Below are 18,855 nucleotides of genomic sequence, written 5' to 3'. Positions count from 1 at the left end.
ATTAATCAGCATATTAGGCGAAAATAAACTCACAGAAACTGCATGTATGTCAGTTTACAGGCGTTTTTTGGAGGCTTTTCTTAACATATTTTGAATAACATTTCCTATGGCCGGCTGTTTGATGCTTATTTCCAGCGGCCTTATCTTTAGCTGCAGATCAGCGGCGATATTCATTCTATAAATGTTCTTTACCGGGAGAAATTCTGTCTCTCTACGGTATAAGGTCAAAATAGTGGACAACCTTGTCATATTATAATAAATACTTTTTTCCTGAATTCTCTATACTTTATGGTAGGAGGTGAATTGATGGGAAAGTATCTTTTGGAGCTTAGAAACATTACGAAAAGATTTCCGGGTGTTTTGGCGCTTGATAAGGTGGAATTGAAGGTGAGATCCGGAGAGGTGCATGTCATTATGGGGGAAAACGGAGCCGGTAAATCCACGCTTATGAAGATTGTGGACGGGATATATCACCCTGACGAAGGGGAGATGCGGCTGTATGGAGCTAAGACTGTGATTCAGTCCCCTATGGATGCCATGAGAAACGGCATTGCTATGATACACCAGGAGTTGAATACGGTGCTGGATATGACGGTATCGGAGAATATATTTCTGGGAAGAGAGATAGGCAGGGGGATTCTGTATGATAAGAAGGCTATGAAGCGCGAAGCACAGAATGCACTGCAGCAGCTGGGGCTGGAACTTGATCCCAATCTAAAAATGAGGGAACTGTCTGTGGCAAAACGGCAGATGGTAGAGATTGCAAAAGCTGTTTCTATGAAAGCCAAAGTTATAATTATGGACGAACCCACTTCGGCTATCTCTGATAAAGAAGTGGATGCCCTTTTCCGGGTGATTGGGGAATTCCGTTCCCGGGGCATAGGGATTGTTTACATATCCCATAAAATGGACGAGATATTCCGCATTGCAGACCGGATCACGGTAATGCGGGACGGAAAAACTGTGGGTACTTATGAAGCGTCCTATCTGACAGCCAATGAGCTTATTGCAAAGATGGTAGGGAGGAGTATAGAGGATGTATACCCCCCAAAGATTCCCCATGAGCTGGGGGAGGAGGTTTTAAGAGTCAAAGCTCTGAGCAGCGGTTCTCTGTTTAACGGCGTGGACTTTTCGCTCAGAAGAGGCGAGATTCTGGGAATTGCAGGGCTTATGGGAGCGGGAAGAAGTGAACTGGTAGAGACGATCTTCGGACTGCGGCGGGCGGACAGCGGAGAAATCTATATAGGGAGCTCCAGGCTCTCTATAAAAAGTCCCCGGTATGCAATTCGTGCCGGACTGGCCTTTGTCACTGAAGACCGGGCGCAGTCGGGGCTGAATCTGAAAACTACAGTGAAAAAGGATATGAGTATCCTCACTCTGAAGCAATTCTGCCGGTGGGGGCAGGTGATTAACAGCAGGAAAGAAAATGAGGGGGTGGATCAGAGAATCCGGCAGCTCAATATTAAGACCCCTTCCAGAAATCAGGGAATCAGGAATCTTTCGGGTGGGAATCAGCAGAAGGTGATTATTGCCAGATGGCTCATGTCGAATCCGCAAATTCTCATAATGGACGAACCTACCAGGGGAATTGATGTGGGGGCAAAATACGAGATTTACAGTATTATGAGAGAGCTGGCGGCGGGCGGGAAGGCGATCCTGATGATTTCCTCAGAGCTTCCGGAAATCCTGGGAATCTGTGACCGGACACTGGTTATGCATGAGGGCCGTATCACAGGAGTATTGAAAAAAAATGAAATGACACAGGAGGCAATTATGAAATATGCAACAGGATTGGGGGAAAATATTGAAGATGCTAAGTGAGAAAAAGAATATAAAAACGATTATTTCCAGATACGGGATTTATATTATTTTTCTGGTTATCTTCCTGGTGCTGTCCATTGCAAACCAGGCGTTTTTTACCCCGTCCAATCTGCTGAATATTTTAAAGCAGGCATCTACTGTGGCTGTAATAGCCATTGGCCAGACACTGTGCCTCATAACCGGAGGGATGGATCTTTCATCGGGTTCTATCATGGCTTTGGCCGGGGTGACTTCGGCCATGTTCGGCCTGGCAGATAAAACGAATATGCCGGCAGCATTTTTAACAGCAATCCTGGTTGGCATGTTATGCGGCTTTATAAACGGGCTGATTGTATCCAAAGGGCGTGTCCCTGCTTTTATTGCCACTTTGGGAATGCAGCAGGCAGCCAGAGGGATGGCACTCCTTGTGACAAATGCCACTCCCGTTTTTGGTCTGTCAGCCGCCTATATCTTTATGGGCAGCGGAAAAGTACTGGGAATTCCTATGCTGGTTATTATTATGGTCGCGGTTGTTATAGTAACTGCCTTTATTCTGAATAAGACCAAATTCGGCCGTCATGTTTATGCGGTAGGAGGGAATGAACAGTCAGCCCATGTGTCGGGAATCCGGGTGCAGCGTGTGAAGCTTATCGTCTATACCGCTGCCGGGGCACTGGCTGGTCTTGGAGGAATTATGCTGGCGGGGAGAATCCAGTCCGGAACTCCGACGATGGGGGAAGGATATGAACTGGATGCCATTGCCGGGGCTGTCATCGGGGGTGTCAGTACTTCAGGAGGTGTGGGAACCATATATGGCGCAGTGATTGGCTCGCTGCTCATGGCAATGATAAGCAATGGGCTGGACTTGATGAATGTATCGGCATATTATCAGCAGATCATCAAAGGTATCATTATTGTTCTGGCAGTGCTGCTGGATGTGCAGACAAAAAGCAGTAAAAAATAATGGAAAGAACTTTGTATTCCACAAAGGGAAATAATCATATAAAATGGAGGTATGAAAATGAGAAGAAAATGGATGGCAAAGATGTTAGTACTCACAATGCTGGCAGCAGGTCTTGCGGGCTGCGGTGATACGGCAAAAGAGAGCAAAGAGGAAGAAAAAACGGGAACAGAAGAAAAAGCGTCTGAGGAGAGCGCAGATGACTCCGGGAAAGAAGAGATTACCATAGGGGTAACGTTCCAGGGACTGTCGGACGAATATATTGTTCGGCTGAGCGACGCATTTAAGAAAAGGGCAGAAGAGGCAGGTGTCAATATCCAGGTGGCTGATGGCCAGATGAATGCAGAAAAACAGGTGGGACAGGTAGAAAACTTTATTGCCCAGAAGGTAGACGTGATTGTTATGAACCCCATATCAGCGGATGGCTGTGCACCTGCTGTAACGGCGGCAAAGGAGGCAGGGATCCCTATTATCACTTTGATTTCCACCACCTCAAACCAGGATCAGGCCAGCACTTATGTAGGCTCTGACGCCGTAGAATCCGGAGAGATCCAGGCAGAAATGGTAGTAGAGGATCTGCAGGGAAAGGGAAATATAGTTGTTATGTTTGGCCAGATGGGGCATGATGCACAGATTGGCCGTTATGACGGTCTGAAGAAGACAATTGAGGGAACGGACATCGAGATTGTTGCGGAACAAACCGCCAACTGGTCCAGAGAAGACGGAATGTCTCTCATGGAAAACTGGCTTTCCTCCGGAAAAGAGATTGATGCCGTGGTAGCCCAGAACGATGCTATGGCACTGGGCGCCGTGATGGCAATTGAGGAAAAAGGGATGACAGGCAAGATTAAGGTATATGGCATTGATGCTCAGGGAGAGGCCTTGGATGCGGTGGAAAAGGGAACCATGTCAGGTACGGTCTTCCAGAATGCAGAGAAGCAGGGCAGTGAATGTGTGGATGTAGCGATTAAAGCCGCAGGCGGAGAAACCCTGGAGAATAATTACTATATTCCCTATGAAGGCGTGCGTGCAGACAGTGTAGATAACTATAGATAGAAAAGAAAAAAGGTCTGCAGAATCCGGCAGACCTTTGCAGGAGAGGCAGACAGATGATAATAGGAAAAAAAGTGAGAAAAAACAGTATCAGTACCCGGCTTATGGTGTATTTTGTCGGGATCATTCTGGTTCCTATTGTCATCTTGTCTCTGACCATGCAGGCAGCGTATAAAAAGAGCATCATGGACCTGGCAGCGAATAATGCGAAGGATTCGCTGGATCTGATCAACTATAATATCGATCAGCAGTTTAAGTCTTATGACAGCCTGGCCTACTTTATTTCCAGAGACAGACAGATACAGGAAATCGGAGAAATTCAGGACATAGGCAGTTATAACGGTGATTCTGAAAGAAAAGAAAAAATGTACCGGCTGCTTAATTATTACCGCACAAGTGTGGAGCAGGTGGCCCGTGTGGTTATCTCCTATGAGAACGGTTTTCAGTACTCTACGGATCAGGAGGAGCTGATTTATGCAGAGGCGGAAGCGCAGCCATGGTACCAGCTGTGCAGCCGGGAACAGAAAACAGCCCATGTGCTTAATTTCAGGGCCAATGAACAGATTTACCAGGAGATGGAACCCAGGAACTCTGAGATGCTAATCGTGTGCCGGGGCATGTTTAACAGCAGGGGAGAATATATAGGAGCGGTAAGCGTAGAGATGTACAGTCAGGTGCTGGAGAGATCTATGTCCAATATCTTAAGCCGCAATGGGTCTTACGTTTATATCCTTAACAAAGAGGGAAAAACGGTCTACTCCCCTGTGGTAGGCATTATTCCTCAATTTAAGAAAGATAATATCCAGGTAGAGGTGTATAACCAGAGAAACCACTGGCAGATTATCGGAGTTGTTCCTATGACAGAATATTTGGGACAGATTAATACACTGAAAAGTCTCCTGGCGGTAATGCTGTTTGTGATTACCCTGATAATGGCTGTGGTGTCCATTCAGGTGGGAGGGTCTATTGTCAGACCAATCCAAACGCTCAGGGCATTGATGAAAAAGGCGGAGGACGGCGATCTGACCGTCCATTTTGATGAGAGAGCACCGGAGGAAATCACGGAGCTGGGGTATGGCTTTAATGTCATGATTCAGCAGCTGAATAACTATGTAAAGCAAGTATATACAGAGCAGAAAGCAAAACGCAAGGCAGAGATGGAAGCTTTGCAGGCTAATATTAAGCCTCACTTTCTATACAATACGCTGGATACGATTCATTGGATGGCAAAGTCATACCACGCTGCAGATATTGTGGAAACTATAGATGCGTTATCCACCTTATTCCGCATCTCGCTGTCAAAGGGCAGGGAAATCATAACAGTGGCACAGGAAATACAGCATGTGACAAGCTATCTGCAGATACAAAAGGTGCGGTATGAGGAGATGATCTCCTATGAGATTCATGTGGCTAAAAACTGTGAAGAGCTGAAAGTACAGAAACTGATCCTGCAGCCTTTAGTGGAAAATTCCATTTACCATGGCATTAAAGAGAGCGGGGCGGCGGGAAAGATTACTATTCATGTATGGCGGGAACAAGACCAGATTTTTATGGCGGTTGAGGACAATGGGTTAGGAATGGCAGAGGAAAAGCTGGAGCAGGTTCGGGGCCTGCTGGAGCATTTTAAACCGGAGTCAAACGGTGCATACGGAGTGGTGAATGTACATCAGAGGATTGTACTGAATTATGGAAAACCCTATGGATTATATCTGGAAAGTGAACCAAACGGAGGGACAACTGCACTAATATGCCACCCGGTAATACAGGAGGACTGAGTATGCTGAAAGTTTTAATAGCAGATGACGAACCAAAGATCAGGCGGGGACTTGCAGAGTCGCTGCCATGGGAAGAGATGGGAATGGAAATATGCGGTTCTGCGCCTAACGGGGAATGTGCCATTCAGGAAGTATGTGCCAAACAGCCGGATATCTGTCTCATTGATATCTGTATGCCGCTTTTGAATGGGCTGGATCTGATTCAAAAAATATATGAGGAGCATCCGGATACCATCTGTATCATTATTACAGGATATGATGAATTTGAATATGCCAGGCAGGCAGTGCGGATGGGGGTTTTTGACTATATTCTGAAACCGGTAAATGAAGAACAGCTGAAAGATATTATAGACAGGGCAAAGGCTGTAATAACAGAGCGCAGAAATAAAAATGTGCACATGAGGCAGGCGGAGAAAATGCTGAAGGAGCATCTTCCCCTTTTACGGGAACGAGTGCTCAACCAGATTCTGATGGGTGCCCTGGATGCAGAGGAAATCAAGGAGGCCCTTTCCTTCCATGAAATCAGTTTTTCCGGAGATTTGTGTCTGTGGAGAATAACTCCGTCCGGCACGGATGACTTATTTATCCAAAAAGATTGGGACAGGCAGCTCTGGCAGTTTGTACTGCGGAATATCTCGGAGGAGGTGCTGGGATACTATGGGACTGTGTATACCTTTTTCGATGCCTTTGATCGATTGTTTCTATTTCTGGATATGAAGGATGAAAACCAGATGTATGCAGCAGATGCAGAGCTTAAGGCTGTGGTGAATGACTGTATGAAAACGCAGCTGCAGACCAGGGTGGCCAGAGCCGGAGGCCCTGAATCTATGTTTCTGATTTATCAGGGCTGGGAAGAAGAGGACAGGAAGCATTTGTCAGGTCTTGTATTGCAGGCCAGGAAGTTTCTTGAGGAAAACTTCAGTGATTCGGATGTCTCCGCCCAGCAGACTGCAGAATGGTGCGGTGTAAGCCCGGCATATCTCAGCCGTTTATTCCGGGCAGAGATGGGGACAACGCTGATAGATTATCTGACTAAGATACGTATGCAGAGGGCGCTTGTGCTGCTGGGGCAGACAGATTTGCGGATATATGAGGTGGCAGAGAAGGTGGGGTACAAGTCTCAGCATTATTTCTGCGCGGCATTTAAAAAGATACTGGATGTGTCTCCCACGGACTACAGGCAGAGCAGAGAAAGATAGGAGAGGACGTTAATGGGATTATTAGAACATAAAAGAGATCCGGCTACAGAGCAGACAGCAGCCGGTTATCCGGAACTAAAGGCAATGGGTACTACCTTTTTATTTACAGAGGATGAAAAAGAAATTCTAAGGAGGCTGGCCGGTCAGGTGGCAGAAATCTCTGAACGGCCGGATATGAAGGAGAAGAAAGAGCTGTGGAGGCTGCACAATGATCTGAAAACGGATCGGCCGGTTGTGTTTATCGATCCGGAAAACGGATGGAATGAGTGCATACCGGCCTCTACGCTGCAGTGCCGGGAACCCCTGGCAAGAGTTTGGGAGATGGCGCTGAGAAAGCAGATTTTTTGGGCAGAAAAAATGAGGGACGACAAAGTGATAGAACCGTATTTTGATGTTCCCTACAGCTATTGGGATTCCGGATGGGGAGTTCCGCTGGAAAAAATCGGGGGTGAAAATGGCGGCAGCTATATTGTCAAGCAGGCGATTGAGGAGTATGAGCGCGACTTCCAAAAACTGCATCACCCAAGATACACCATCGACTGGACGGAATCCGACCGGGTGATGAATCTGGCGCATGAGATTTTTGATGGTATTTTAAAAGTCCGCAGAAAAAATACCTGGTGGTGGACCCTGGGACTTTGCTGGGATTATGTAAATCTTAGGGGGATGGAAGATTTCATGTGTGATTTTATAGCAGAGCCCGAATGGGCCGAACGTATGCTGGATCTTCTGTGTGAAGGGAAGCTGCAGATGCTGGATGATTTGGAAAAAGGCGGCTTATTAGCCCAGAATACGGAGGGAACCTATGTGGGAAGCGGCGGATTCGGGTTTACAGATGAGATTCCCCGGGTGGAAGAGGGGCAGACGGTGACGACACAGGACATGTGGGGGTTCTGTGACAGCCAGGAGACGGTTTCTATGAACCCGGAATTGTATGGGGAGTTTATCCTGCCCAGACACAAAAAAATACTGGAAAGGTTTGCCCTTACCTGTTATGGGTGCTGTGAGCCTTTTGATCCCCGGTGGAGTTATGTGAAGCAGCTGCCCAACCTTAGAAGGGTGTCGGTTTCCCCATGGGCAGACTGGTCAAAAGTGCCGGAATATCTGGGAAAAGACTATATTGCCTCTGTAAAACCTATGCCCACCCCCCTTGCGATGCCTGTTATGAATGAGGATGTGGTGAGAAGAGACTGCAGAAGAGCGGTGGAGGAGACAAGAGGCGGGATCTGTGAATTTATAATGAAAGACAATAATACACTTGGAAATCAGCCGAAGAATGCCGTTCGGTGGGTAGAAATTATGCGGGAGGAGATTGCCAGAGTCTACGGATAGTGAGGAACCTCTCTGTTTACATTTTGTTGTATTTTTTATCTTCCTCTCTGTGGTAAAATAGCCTTAACTTGAAAAACAGAGGAGAGACAGAGATGAAAAACAGGATTCTGGTTGTGGAAGATGAAAAAGCAATCTCAGATTTGATCTGTATGAACCTGGAGGTGGCCGGATATGAGACTCTCCCGGTTTACGAAGGAGACGCCGCGGAGCAGGCACTGTGGAATGAGAAGGAGCTGGATCTGGCCCTTGTGGATATTATGCTGCCCGGCCGGAATGGATTTGAGTTAATGGAATGCTTTAAAAAAAGGGCAATTCCAGTCATATACCTTACGGCTATGTCAGATGTTGCTTCTAAAGTAAAAGGCCTTCGGGAGGGGGCTGAGGATTATATTGTAAAGCCCTTTGAGGTGCTGGAGCTTTTGGTGCGGATAGAAAAGGTCCTGGAGAGGACCGGAAGGCAGAAGGAGGTACTAAGCTTCGGAGGGATTGAAATTAACCTGGACAGCCATCAGGTAAGAAAAGACGGGGAGTGTGTCATCCTGAAACCCATGGAGTATGATCTGCTTTTGCTGCTGGTAAAGAATAAGAATGTGGCGTTTACCAGAGAGCAGCTGCTGCTGCAGGTGTGGGGCAGTGACTATATGGGGGAGACCCGGACTGTGGATGTACACGTGGGCCAGCTGAGAAAGAAACTGGGTCTGAAGGACCAGATAAAGACCATTCCCAAGCTGGGATACCGCCTGGAGGATAGTGAATGAAGCTTTGGAAAAAGATATCCATACTAACTACAGGCATACTTCTGCTGGCTCTGGGGATCTGCGGGAGCTTTACCATTGTCCGGATGGGCGGCTACAGCATCGGGCAGAGAGTGTTTAATGAGGGAAAGCAGATGGAGGGCGTGGGATACGCCTTTGAACAGTTCTGCAAATCCAATGAACTCCTGGAAATGAGCGGCACGGTAAAAGCATCTTTTCTGGACTTTCAGTTCAGGAAGTGCTGCGGGAAGGATTATGCTCTGATACAAAATAGGGAGCCTGTGATAAATCTCACAGAGTTTCAGGTGTCTGATACAGGGATTCTGGACAAGCTTAGCCCCTGGGACAGCAATCATCCGGATTATGAGATTCAAAAGCTGAATCACAGGTACATTCTCCTAATGGCCAGGCCCGTGGAGGGAATGGAGGAAACGTATATTCTGACGGCAAAGGATATTACCCAGGTTTTTACAGGGATTGAAAAGCAGGCGGTTCTGTTCGGAGGCGTCTATCTGCTGGTATCCTTTCTGGCAGCAGCCGGCATTGGCATTCTGACCCGGCTTGCCCTGAGGCCTCTGTACAATCTGGAGAAAGCATCCCTGGCCATCAGCCGGGGGCAGTACCAGGAGCGGGTCCCCGTAACTTCCCGGGATGAGATTCAGGTGGTGGGAGAGGCTTTTAATCAGATGGCGGAGCAGGTGGAAACACAGATTACCCAGCTGCAGGAGATTACAGAAAAACAGAAGATGCTTTTGGGGAGTCTGACCCACGAATTAAAAACGCCCATGACCTCCATCATGGGGTATGCGGATACGCTGCTCCATGTAAAGCTGCAGGAGGCGCAGAGAGAGAAGGCCCTCTCCTATATTTACCAGGAATGCTGCCGCCTGGAACGGCTGTCCGGCAAGATGATGAGCCTCACCGGACTTTATGTAAATGATACGATTCATCTGACTCTTGGCTCTGTGGAGGAATTGTTTCAAAGGGTTGCCCATGTGGAGAAGGAACACCTCCGGGAGAAGGAGATACAGTTTTCCATGGACTGCCGGATGGAGAAGATCCCCATGGACAGCGATCTCATGGAAAGCCTGCTGGTAAACCTTGTGGACAATGCCATCAAAGCTTCCAGGCCGGGAGGCAGTATCTGGATGGAGGCAAAGGATCACAAGATCGAGGTGATCGATGAGGGGAGGGGAATCCCCCCGGACGAGGTTTCAAAGGTAACAGAGGCTTTCTATATGGTTGACAAGGCGAGAACTAAAAAAGAGGGCGGGATTGGACTGGGGCTTGCCCTGTGCAAAGAAATTGCCCATATCCACAAGGCCAGCCTTGAAATCGAGAGCTCTCCCGGCTGCGGCACGGTAGCCCGTATTCTTTTTACAGACGCTTACAATTTATTTACAACTTCCTGAATACTTTGAATGTTCTTGCTGGTATGCTGGGATGAGAAAGGAGGAAGTGTATGAGCAGCAGATGTATAAATAAGTTTCTTGCGGGAGCCGCGTGTGCGGGAGTTCTTATGACAGGGCTTCTGGGATGTTATCAGACTACCAGTCAGATGACGGTTACAGAGAAAAAGCAAAATGAGGTGCAGGGAGGTGCCCAAAGCCAAAACACCGCGGAGGAAAAGGGGGAGAATGTATCTACAGTAAAAGGGCAGGTACAGGCCCCGGAGAGGTATCAGACTTCTTTTGAGACAAATGAGGGGATGTTTCGGGTTGAGGCGGATGCGGATATCTGGGTGCCGGAAGCTGAGAAGATGGAGATAAGACCTGTAAAATCAGGAGATATCAGTCAGGAGGATCTGGACAGGGCCACAGGGGTGCTCTTTCAGGGACAGCCGCTGATGCAGTATCAGGATGAAAAACAGGCGGGAGAGATGACCAAAGAGGAGTGTGAGCGATATATCCGGCAGCTGGAGGCGTTGAGAGACAAAGCGGATTCCGGGGTGAGGGAGCGTCTGGACAGCGAGATAGAAGCGTACCGCAAGAGAGGCGAGAAGGCACCGGCATCTGTGGAGATGAAGGAGGTTCCCATCGAGATACCGGAACCTGCAGACGGGGCGAGCCTGGAGGGATATGTCACCATAGGGGATAAGGAATATGAATTTCAAATGGTAACAGTCAACGATGAGGGTGAGGTGCTTCAAAAGATAGGATTTTATGACAGGACAGCTAGGTGTGCCGAGTACTTTACGGAGTCCAGGGTCTCTGATCAGGAGGGGGATTTTTCCATGGAAACTCCGTCTGAGACAATCATTGGGGAGGGCAATGCCCTTCTGGAACAGCTGGGCTATGAAGGCTTTGCCCTGGCGCAATTGGAGTATCAGAAAGCGGCCAGCCCTTATTTTGAGGAGAAAGACGCAGAAACCGGCCTCGTCCTTCACTATACCAGGGAAATTGACCAGATCCCGCTCCTGTATTACCGGGAAGCGGGCAAATATGCAACCTCCCTGACTTTGAGAGAAGACAGGAAGAGCGAAGGAGGGATCGGATTGGGGGAGGGGAGCTCTGCCAATCAGAAGATCTGGCAGCCGGAGGAGATTTCCATCCTCTACACCGATGACGGCCTGCGGCGGGTCTTGATTAAAAATCCTTATGTTGTTGAGGCAGGAGCCGGTGAGGCAGTTTATCTTCTGCCCTTCCAGGAGATAGCTGAGGTATTTCAGCGTATGATAGGAGAGAAATATAAAAGCTATCAGGAACAGAACATTCAAGCCTCTGCGCAGGTGCAGCAGATAAAACTCGGGTATGTAAGAACTGCGGAGGACGCGGATGGCCAGGAGGGCAGACTGGTCCCCGCATGGATCTTTTACGGGAGTATGGAGACTGTGTATCCGGAGGAGGGGGAGTATCTTTTATCCCAGGCAGGCTTTCACAGTGCGGCTCAGGCCCTTTTGATCATCAATGCCATGGACGGTACGGTAATCGATGCCCCGTGACAGCCGTTATTATAAAGGGCCTTTTGGCCGGCTTACGATTTGTATTGAATTTCTGGCATGATATTGTATAATATCCATAGATAGGACAGAATGACAGCATACCACAGAGCGGGGGTATTATGGGCCAGAAGGGAAATACAACAGAAGAGGCGTTGGGGTACAGTCTGAAGAAGCTGATTCTTAAGATGCCTTTTGAGAAGATTACAATCCGGGATATCACAGAGGAAGCAGGTCTGATGCGGCCTACCTTCTATAATCACTTTAAGGATAAGTATGACCTTTTAGAGTGGATTTTTACAGAGGAAATAATACAGCCGGCAGAAGCCCTGATTGAGAGCAATATGATGGAAGAGGCAGTCCGTCTGATGCTGAGGCGAATGGAGATGGATCTTGACTTTTACAGAAAAGCCGTACGGATTCAGGGACAGAATTCATTTCAGGATATAATTTTCCAGGCATTCCGGGACATTATGAAAAGGGTGCTGGAGAGTAAAATGAAGGGAAAGCATATGGCCAACCGTCTTCTCACGCCGGATTCTATAGCAGAGTATTACGCGGCGGTCAGTTCTTTTGTAATAATACGGTGGATTAAGACAGAGTGGGAGGTAACGACGCAGGAGGTTGCCCAGGCGTATACTATGCTGGTGGCAGAGCCCCTGGATGAGATGATTCGGGAACTATATAGCCATACATGACAAATAGTCAGATTTGTCATTGAAAAGCGACAAAATAGTGTTGTTGTCATTATAAAGAAAACATTGGAAAGAGATTGAATATTAACATGTTCAGTCTCTTTTTTTATAATTAAAGGAAGATATAATTCTATTGTCCGGAAAGAGGTGGTGTGAGGTGGGGACAGTTGTAGTGTGGTTCCTTGCCCTGGGTCTGGCCCTGCATATATTCGAAACCACTATGGAGATTGGAGCTACCCAGGAAAACTGGGGAAAAAAGAAGGCTCTTGTCATGGGGGTTTTGTATGCGGGCGTGCAGCTGCTTTTGATGGCTCTCGGGGGACTGGCGGCCTGTCTGATGCAAAAGCTTCCGGCCGTACATATCAGTGGAAGATTCTGTCATTATTCGGCAGCTTTGCTGCTGCTGATGATTGCGGTGCGGCGGTTCCGGAATGGGACAGACAAGGCAGGGTTTCTAGAGCGCAGGGAGGATCCTCTGTCTGTGAAGGGATGCATCCTGAGGTCTGTGAGAACGGGGCTTGAGGCAGTTATTATAGGAATCTGCCTTTACTACGGGAACGGCGGCGCCCTATGGGGCGGTATCTGTGTATTAGGCTTGTCTGTTCCCGGGGCTGTGGGAGGATTCCTGTACGGATATTGGCTGGGGGTAAAACAAAAGAAAGTGGTATGCCTGACGGACGCGGTATTCATGACACTGGCGGCTTTGGGGATTTTTATGTAGGGTAGGAGGGAAAAAATATGACAGTAACGAGAAAAATGGAACGGGCAGCAGTGGGAAAGACAATCGATGAAGTGCTCAAATATGTGAACAAAGACAGAGAGAAACATCTTTTGAATCTGGTGGATCTGGTAGAAAAGCTGGCCGGAGATATGTTTCAGGAAAAAACCTATGCAGGGGCCAGAGCCCTCATTCAGCAGCAGGATGGAAAGTGGATGGGATATATTAATTGTCTTCTGGATGAAGTAAATCCCCATGTGCTCAGGACGACTGTGCTGAATCTGGGATACGAAGCTGCCTTTCAGGGGACGAAGACCATACGAAGGATGAGAAAGGAGCACCAGTGCAATATTCCCTGGGTTATGCTTCTGGATCCCACCAGCGCATGCAACCTTCACTGTACGGGGTGCTGGGCGGCTGAATACGGGCATAAGCTGAATCTGTCCTATGAGCTTTTAGACAGCATAATTACCCAGGGCAAAGAGCTGGGCGTTTACTTCTACATGTATACAGGGGGAGAGCCCCTGGTGAGAAAAAAAGATTTGATCCGCCTGTGCGAGAAGCACAACGACTGTGCATTTCACGCATTTACCAACGGAACTCTGGTGGATGATGACTTCTGCAGGGAGATGGTGAGAGTGGGGAACTTATCCCTGTCTTTGAGCCTGGAGGGGTTCGAGGAGGTAAACGACGGGCGGAGAGGAAATGGAATCTTTCAGAAGGTGCTGGGAGCCATGGATCTGCTGAAGAAGTACGGCCTGATTTTTGGTACTTCCATCTGTTACACCAGAGCTAACGTCCAGACTGTCACCTCAGATGAATTCCTGGATCTGATTATTGGGCACGGCTGCCGCTACAGCTGGTACTTTAATTACATGCCTGTGGGCAATGCGGCGGTAAAGGAACTGATTCCCACGGTGAAACAAAGAGAGTATATGTACCGCAGAATCCGGGAGATCAGAGGCAGAGAAGGGGGCAAGCCAATCTTTGTCATGGATTTCCAGAATGACGGGGAGTTTGTAGGCGGCTGCATTGCCGGGGGCAGGAACTACCTGCATATTAATGCCAACGGAGATGCAGAACCTTGTGTATTTGTTCATTACTCCAGCGCCAATATAAAAGAGGTTTCTCTACTGGAGGCTCTGAAGCAGCCGCTGTTTATGGCCTACAGGGAAAACCAGCCCTTTAACGGGAATCATCTCCGGCCCTGCCCGATGCTGGAGAACCCGGAGATCCTCCAGAGGATGGTGCACGAAACCGGGGCCAGGTCTACCGATCTGCAGTCGCCGGAGACTGTGGAACACCTCTGCGGCAAGTGTGTGGAATATGCCAGAGAATGGGGCGTAAAGGCTGAGGAATTGTGGGAGGAAAATCCTCACCACAGAGAATATTTCCAGAATTATAAGGAAACCTATAAATAAAAATACAGGCTTTGGACGGGAAGGGGTGGACGGCTGATTATTATGTGCCCTTTTTGGCAAGCATTGGATTTGCCCTGCGGCTTAAAAGGGACTGATCTGCTCCTGTTGGAATTCTCAGACTTTTGTGGTAAGATAAAAACAGCACAGAGTAGAAAGAGGGCATGTATCAATGGGGCAGCTGGTTGATTTTACCATGGAGAGAGAGGGGCTTGTGAAACCAGGGGACAGGATTGAATTAAAAGAGGACAAAGCAAGTACCATGTCCGGGCTGATGTATTATTATACCATTAAGGATGCGGTTGCAATGTCGGGCAATTTGAGAAAACCCCTTGCGAAGCTGAGCGGTACGGTTACCCAGGTGGTTCCGGAGACCAGTGTGTATATGGTAACCGTAGAGATTGACGATGAGTAAAGAAGAAAAGTTCCGGGTGCCGGAAACAGGCGGAGGGTGCACAGAGTGTGCATCCTCTTTTTTGACTGTTCATCCCCTACATCCAAAAGGTGGGAAATCCCACTGGAAAACACAATATTTGGATGCTTTAGGAACTGCGGTAATCTACCGCTGTTCCTAAATAATGTTAGAAAAACGGGCGGAAATGGAAATTACCGTTGGTAGATTTTTTTCCATAGTTCATCTATAATTTGCATTGAAAAGAAACGCAGGAGGTAAAAGATATGAGTTTAGGAAACAGCTTATTTAATGCCCGAAAAAAGAGTGGACTGTCACAGGAAGCAGTGGCAGAAAAATTAGGAGTAAGCCGGCAGACGATTTCGAAATGGGAAACAGATGAAACTCTACCGGATATTTGCCAATCAAAAAAACTTTCTGCTCTATATCACTTGACCTTAGACGAACTAATTGACTTCGATATTGATGTAAAAGAGTTGGAACAGGTTGTTAAAAACACAAGTGAAGAAACTTCGCAAAAAGTGGATTGGACAAAACTATGGGCGGAAAAATATCCTATTCTGGCATCCTACAAACAAGAGGTGAAGACAGACGAATATGTATTGCCGCTGAAGGAACTGCTTCAAAAGTTAAGAACCGATTATGGATATAGCCATCTTGATTCTTTTTTGGTACTAAAAGATATTTTAGCCGGGCTTTACTGATGAATGGGCATGACTAGTGTTATATATCGTTGATAAATAACACTAGACTATAATGGAGGACGAAAGGAAATAAACCTTTGGTGATTAATTTGCTGCTCATGGATGGACGTGGAAAAGATTATATGGTAAATTTATGAAAAAACAAATTTAATCACTGGAGGGGTTGTATGAACGTTGGTGCTAGAAGAGACGGAGAAAGTCATGCAGAGTATGCATACCGTATCATGCGGACAAATATACTGGATCTGACTATGAAGCCTGGAACTGTAATTAATGAGGGAGATATCGCGGAACAACTGGCTGTAAGCAGGACACCGGTTCATGAAGCGGTTCTGAAACTGAAAGAGGAATTCTTAATTCACATAAGGCCCAGGAAAGAATCCAAGGTCTCCTATATTGATATTGATATGGTGAATGAAGGCTTCTTTATAAGAAGAAATCTGGAACCGGCTGCCATGAAAGCCGCTATGAAGCACATCGGCCCGGAATACCGGAAAAAGCTGATGGAGAATCTGAGGACACAAAAGGAGATTATTGAGACGGGAAGACTGGAGGAGTTTCTCACCTGTGATGATGAATTCCACGAGATTATCTATATTGCAGCCAATAAGCCTCTTACCTTCAGTGTGGTACAGCGGATGGGGTCCCACCTCACCCGGATGCGTTATCTGATTCAGATTTTTAACTGTTATGATTTTATACCTGTAAGCTTTCGGGAGCATGAACAGATGTACGAGATGCTCACCTTTGGAACTGCGTCGGATTTCAGTATTGATGATTATGTGATACAGCATATCAAAGGATTCCAGGATTATCTGCCGAAGATTGTAAATGAATACAGAGATTATTTTAAATATTTGTAGAGAAAAAGCGTCGCCCAGGGACCGGGATATGGTTGGGACGGCGTTTTTACTTTCTTTTATATATTGCGGCTGCCTGCACAGACACCAAAGGACAATAATATGGCATAATTATCAGATGCAAAGAAAATCAATATCGATTATACTTATGATAGCATACATGGTGTGATATCTGCAGATTGCAACGGAAATCAAGATTCTATTATTATAGAAATAGGGGAAATGATGAAGAGCTTGCTGTATAATTTATTTACGGTACTGGTTATAAACTTGTATTTTGAGATGGGGATGGGAATTTTGTATTGTAATCACATAAACGTTTATCCGAAGAACAAGTGTATATATCCTAAATATAATGTCAGGTTTAAACTCTTTGGATATACAAAGAGGAATACAGTAAAAGGGGTTCCAAGAGAGTTGTTCTTTTTTAAGCTATATCTGTTAATGAGCAGCGGAGCGGTATTTGTTTGTGGGATATACTTCTTTTGTAAAGAACTAAAGTACTTTACTAAAGTGATGCAGGGCTACTGCATTGCTGCACTGTTTTTTTCTTTACTCTGTATCGCAATCTTTGAAAGAACAGTACTGCTCTATCAATATAAAAAGCTAACAATAAGAAACTTTTTTTATCTGCTATTCCTTAGTAAGAGAAGAAGAGCAAAGAGATATATAGGGGAAGCGCAGATTGCCAGTACTTATAAAACCAGGAGAAGAACTTACGCAACTGTTGTTTGTAATAATAAAGAGTATAAAAATGTTGTTGTGGAGGCAGAAACTCCTCCACTAGTATTATATAAATTATTAGATGTTTTTTGGGTAGAAAGGAAAGAAGAAAAATATTTTGTTTACATAGAGGATATTATGCGTGTAATGCTTGAAAAAAAGAAGGATTATAAATACTACCTGAGAGTTTCAGACCTGGAGATAGTTCCTGTCTTTGAAAACTATGAGCAAGTAATAGAAAACTCTGATAATTATATACTTATACCGCATTTACTTAAAAGGGCATGGGATTACGAGGAGGGGGACCTGAACTATTCTATTACTGACCGGGATATGAAGGCTGTAGAAAGATGGTGCTTCTCGAATAAAATCCGTTACTGTTATAGAGTAATGTATCAGTCTATGCCTCTGCATTAAATATTTTGGGGATGTGATGTTATAGAAGTACCTATGATGACAAAGAATACTATGCGGAAGCCTGGTGCCGTAAAAATCAAATATAATATAAATATGAAGAGATGTTTCGATACATGTCACATTATTGATGTTTTACAAGGGATGGAAAAGAATGGAAATTCTTATTTTTATATTTGTATATGTAGCAGGGTATTATACAATTGCAGATACTTATGTTCTGTTTATTAATCAGTATCCTTATGATAAATGTATTACGATAAACAAAATGAGATTTTTGCTATTTCCGTATTCTAAAAGAAATACAAGCAAAGGCATTCCCCGGGAAATGGCAGCAGCATGTATTATACAAAATATTCTACTGTTTTGTGTTTTGGGAATATGGCTGATAAATATGTGTGTATATAAAAGTCATAGCTACATGATAGGCCTTATATACTTCATATCAATTGGTTTATTTGGATTCATTATAGCTACTGCCGTAAATTTGGAAATATTTTTTGACTACTACAAACGAGTAAATAGAGATAATATAAAATACCTGTTTCTTGCATGTATAAATTCCCCAAGGGCATTCAAAATCAGAAAAAAGTTAAAAAGTGAAGTAGAAGTCCTGGAAGTTACGGCATGCGGCAGGAAGGGTTCGAAGGCAAAGATTCGTGTAGAAAGAAGCAATGACATAATAGAATGTATCTTATTTTTACAGAAAAATGGGGAGCCGTATTATCTTTATGAGAGATGCGGGGTTTTATGGGTAGAAGGTAAGGAACCAAATTATGTATTTATAGAAGATTTAGTAGAAAAAATGACTATAAAACGAAAGTATAGAAAACAGGAACAGTTTTTTATAAGAGTGTCTGATTGCAAAATAATCAGGTGTGCCAGAGAAGACATTAAAAGTGCACTAGCAAGTATTTTTATCGAAATCCCCTATATAAATAATAGCAATTATATAAGCACTGAGGATGTTTGCTGCCTCGCAAATTATGAAGAATGCGTGTTTGCAGAGAAGTGGTGCAGAAAGCGGGGGATACCCTATGCTTATCGGCAGGTTTCACATCATATGGTTAAGTTCTAAAAATATTCTGTATATAAAGG

The 18,855-nt window shown here is 45.8% G+C and carries 17 protein-coding genes; all 17 read left to right on the top strand.

Annotated elements, in window-relative coordinates:
- Positions 1–306 precede the first annotated feature (306 nt).
- The 17 genes from ACGHCT_RS19655 (at position 307) to ACGHCT_RS19575 (ending at position 18,835) form a co-directional block, all read left to right on the top strand.
- Positions 307–1,821, top strand: coding sequence for a sugar ABC transporter ATP-binding protein (locus ACGHCT_RS19655; protein WP_390437287.1), 1,515 nt, complete (start codon positions 307–309; stop codon positions 1,819–1,821).
- The gene (locus ACGHCT_RS19650; protein ID WP_072853392.1) at positions 1,781–2,764 is read left to right on the top strand and encodes an ABC transporter permease; all 984 of its coding nucleotides are present in this window, start codon (positions 1,781–1,783) and stop codon (positions 2,762–2,764) included. The genes ACGHCT_RS19655 and ACGHCT_RS19650 overlap by 41 nt, the downstream gene beginning before the upstream one ends.
- Before the next feature lie 57 nt (positions 2,765–2,821).
- Complete coding sequence (locus tag ACGHCT_RS19645) at positions 2,822–3,817, top strand: substrate-binding domain-containing protein (protein ID WP_158641015.1); 996 nt, start codon at positions 2,822–2,824, stop codon at positions 3,815–3,817.
- Positions 3,818–3,870: 53 nt separating this feature from the next.
- Positions 3,871–5,589 (top strand): sensor histidine kinase, encoded by a 1,719-nt coding sequence (locus ACGHCT_RS19640; RefSeq protein ID WP_072853388.1) that lies wholly within the window; start codon positions 3,871–3,873, stop codon positions 5,587–5,589.
- Positions 5,590–5,591: 2 nt separating this feature from the next.
- Entirely contained in the window at positions 5,592–6,788 is a 1,197-nt protein-coding gene (locus tag ACGHCT_RS19635) for a response regulator (RefSeq protein WP_390437286.1), read from the top strand.
- Positions 6,789–6,800: 12 nt separating this feature from the next.
- Positions 6,801–8,120, top strand: a complete 1,320-nt coding sequence (locus ACGHCT_RS19630; protein ID WP_084068000.1) for a hypothetical protein — start codon at positions 6,801–6,803, stop codon at positions 8,118–8,120.
- A gap of 92 nt (positions 8,121–8,212) precedes the next feature.
- A complete protein-coding gene (locus ACGHCT_RS19625; RefSeq protein WP_072853384.1) occupies positions 8,213–8,878 on the top strand; it encodes a winged helix-turn-helix domain-containing protein in 666 nt (221 codons plus the stop codon).
- Entirely contained in the window at positions 8,875–10,287 is a 1,413-nt protein-coding gene (locus ACGHCT_RS19620) for a cell wall metabolism sensor histidine kinase WalK (RefSeq protein WP_072853382.1), read from the top strand. Before ACGHCT_RS19625 ends, ACGHCT_RS19620 begins: the two co-directional genes overlap by 4 nt.
- Positions 10,288–10,337: 50 nt before the next feature.
- Positions 10,338–11,816: a DUF6034 family protein gene (locus ACGHCT_RS19615; RefSeq protein WP_390437285.1), complete on the top strand. Its 1,479-nt coding sequence runs from the start codon at positions 10,338–10,340 to the stop codon at positions 11,814–11,816.
- A 119-nt stretch (positions 11,817–11,935) separates the two neighbouring features.
- Positions 11,936–12,511, top strand: a complete 576-nt coding sequence (locus tag ACGHCT_RS19610) for a TetR/AcrR family transcriptional regulator C-terminal domain-containing protein (RefSeq protein ID WP_084067998.1) — start codon at positions 11,936–11,938, stop codon at positions 12,509–12,511.
- Positions 12,512–12,665: 154 nt separating this feature from the next.
- The gene (locus ACGHCT_RS19605) at positions 12,666–13,229 is read left to right on the top strand and encodes a hypothetical protein (protein ID WP_072853376.1); all 564 of its coding nucleotides are present in this window, start codon (positions 12,666–12,668) and stop codon (positions 13,227–13,229) included.
- A 17-nt stretch (positions 13,230–13,246) separates the two neighbouring features.
- The gene (locus ACGHCT_RS19600; RefSeq protein ID WP_072853374.1) at positions 13,247–14,647 is read left to right on the top strand and encodes a radical SAM protein; all 1,401 of its coding nucleotides are present in this window, start codon (positions 13,247–13,249) and stop codon (positions 14,645–14,647) included.
- 169 nt (positions 14,648–14,816) lie between these two features.
- Complete coding sequence (locus tag ACGHCT_RS19595) at positions 14,817–15,059, top strand: hypothetical protein (protein WP_072853372.1); 243 nt, start codon at positions 14,817–14,819, stop codon at positions 15,057–15,059.
- Positions 15,060–15,322: 263 nt separating this feature from the next.
- On the top strand, positions 15,323–15,760 hold the full coding sequence (locus ACGHCT_RS19590; RefSeq protein ID WP_390437284.1) for a helix-turn-helix transcriptional regulator: 438 nt from the start codon (positions 15,323–15,325) through the stop codon (positions 15,758–15,760).
- Positions 15,761–15,927: 167 nt separating this feature from the next.
- Positions 15,928–16,623: a GntR family transcriptional regulator gene (locus ACGHCT_RS19585; protein WP_390437283.1), complete on the top strand. Its 696-nt coding sequence runs from the start codon at positions 15,928–15,930 to the stop codon at positions 16,621–16,623.
- Positions 16,624–16,785: 162 nt separating this feature from the next.
- Positions 16,786–17,760: a hypothetical protein gene (locus tag ACGHCT_RS19580; RefSeq protein WP_390437282.1), complete on the top strand. Its 975-nt coding sequence runs from the start codon at positions 16,786–16,788 to the stop codon at positions 17,758–17,760.
- Positions 17,761–17,911: 151 nt separating this feature from the next.
- Positions 17,912–18,835, top strand: coding sequence for a hypothetical protein (locus ACGHCT_RS19575; protein WP_139249498.1), 924 nt, complete (start codon positions 17,912–17,914; stop codon positions 18,833–18,835).
- Positions 18,836–18,855 lie beyond the last annotated feature (20 nt).

This window comes from Lactonifactor longoviformis (assembly GCF_042848515.1).
GTDB classification, from domain to species: Bacteria; Bacillota; Clostridia; order Lachnospirales; family Lachnospiraceae; genus Lactonifactor; species Lactonifactor longoviformis.
Note: the sequence above shows the minus strand (reverse complement) of the source record. Positions and strands in the feature narration are given on the sequence as shown.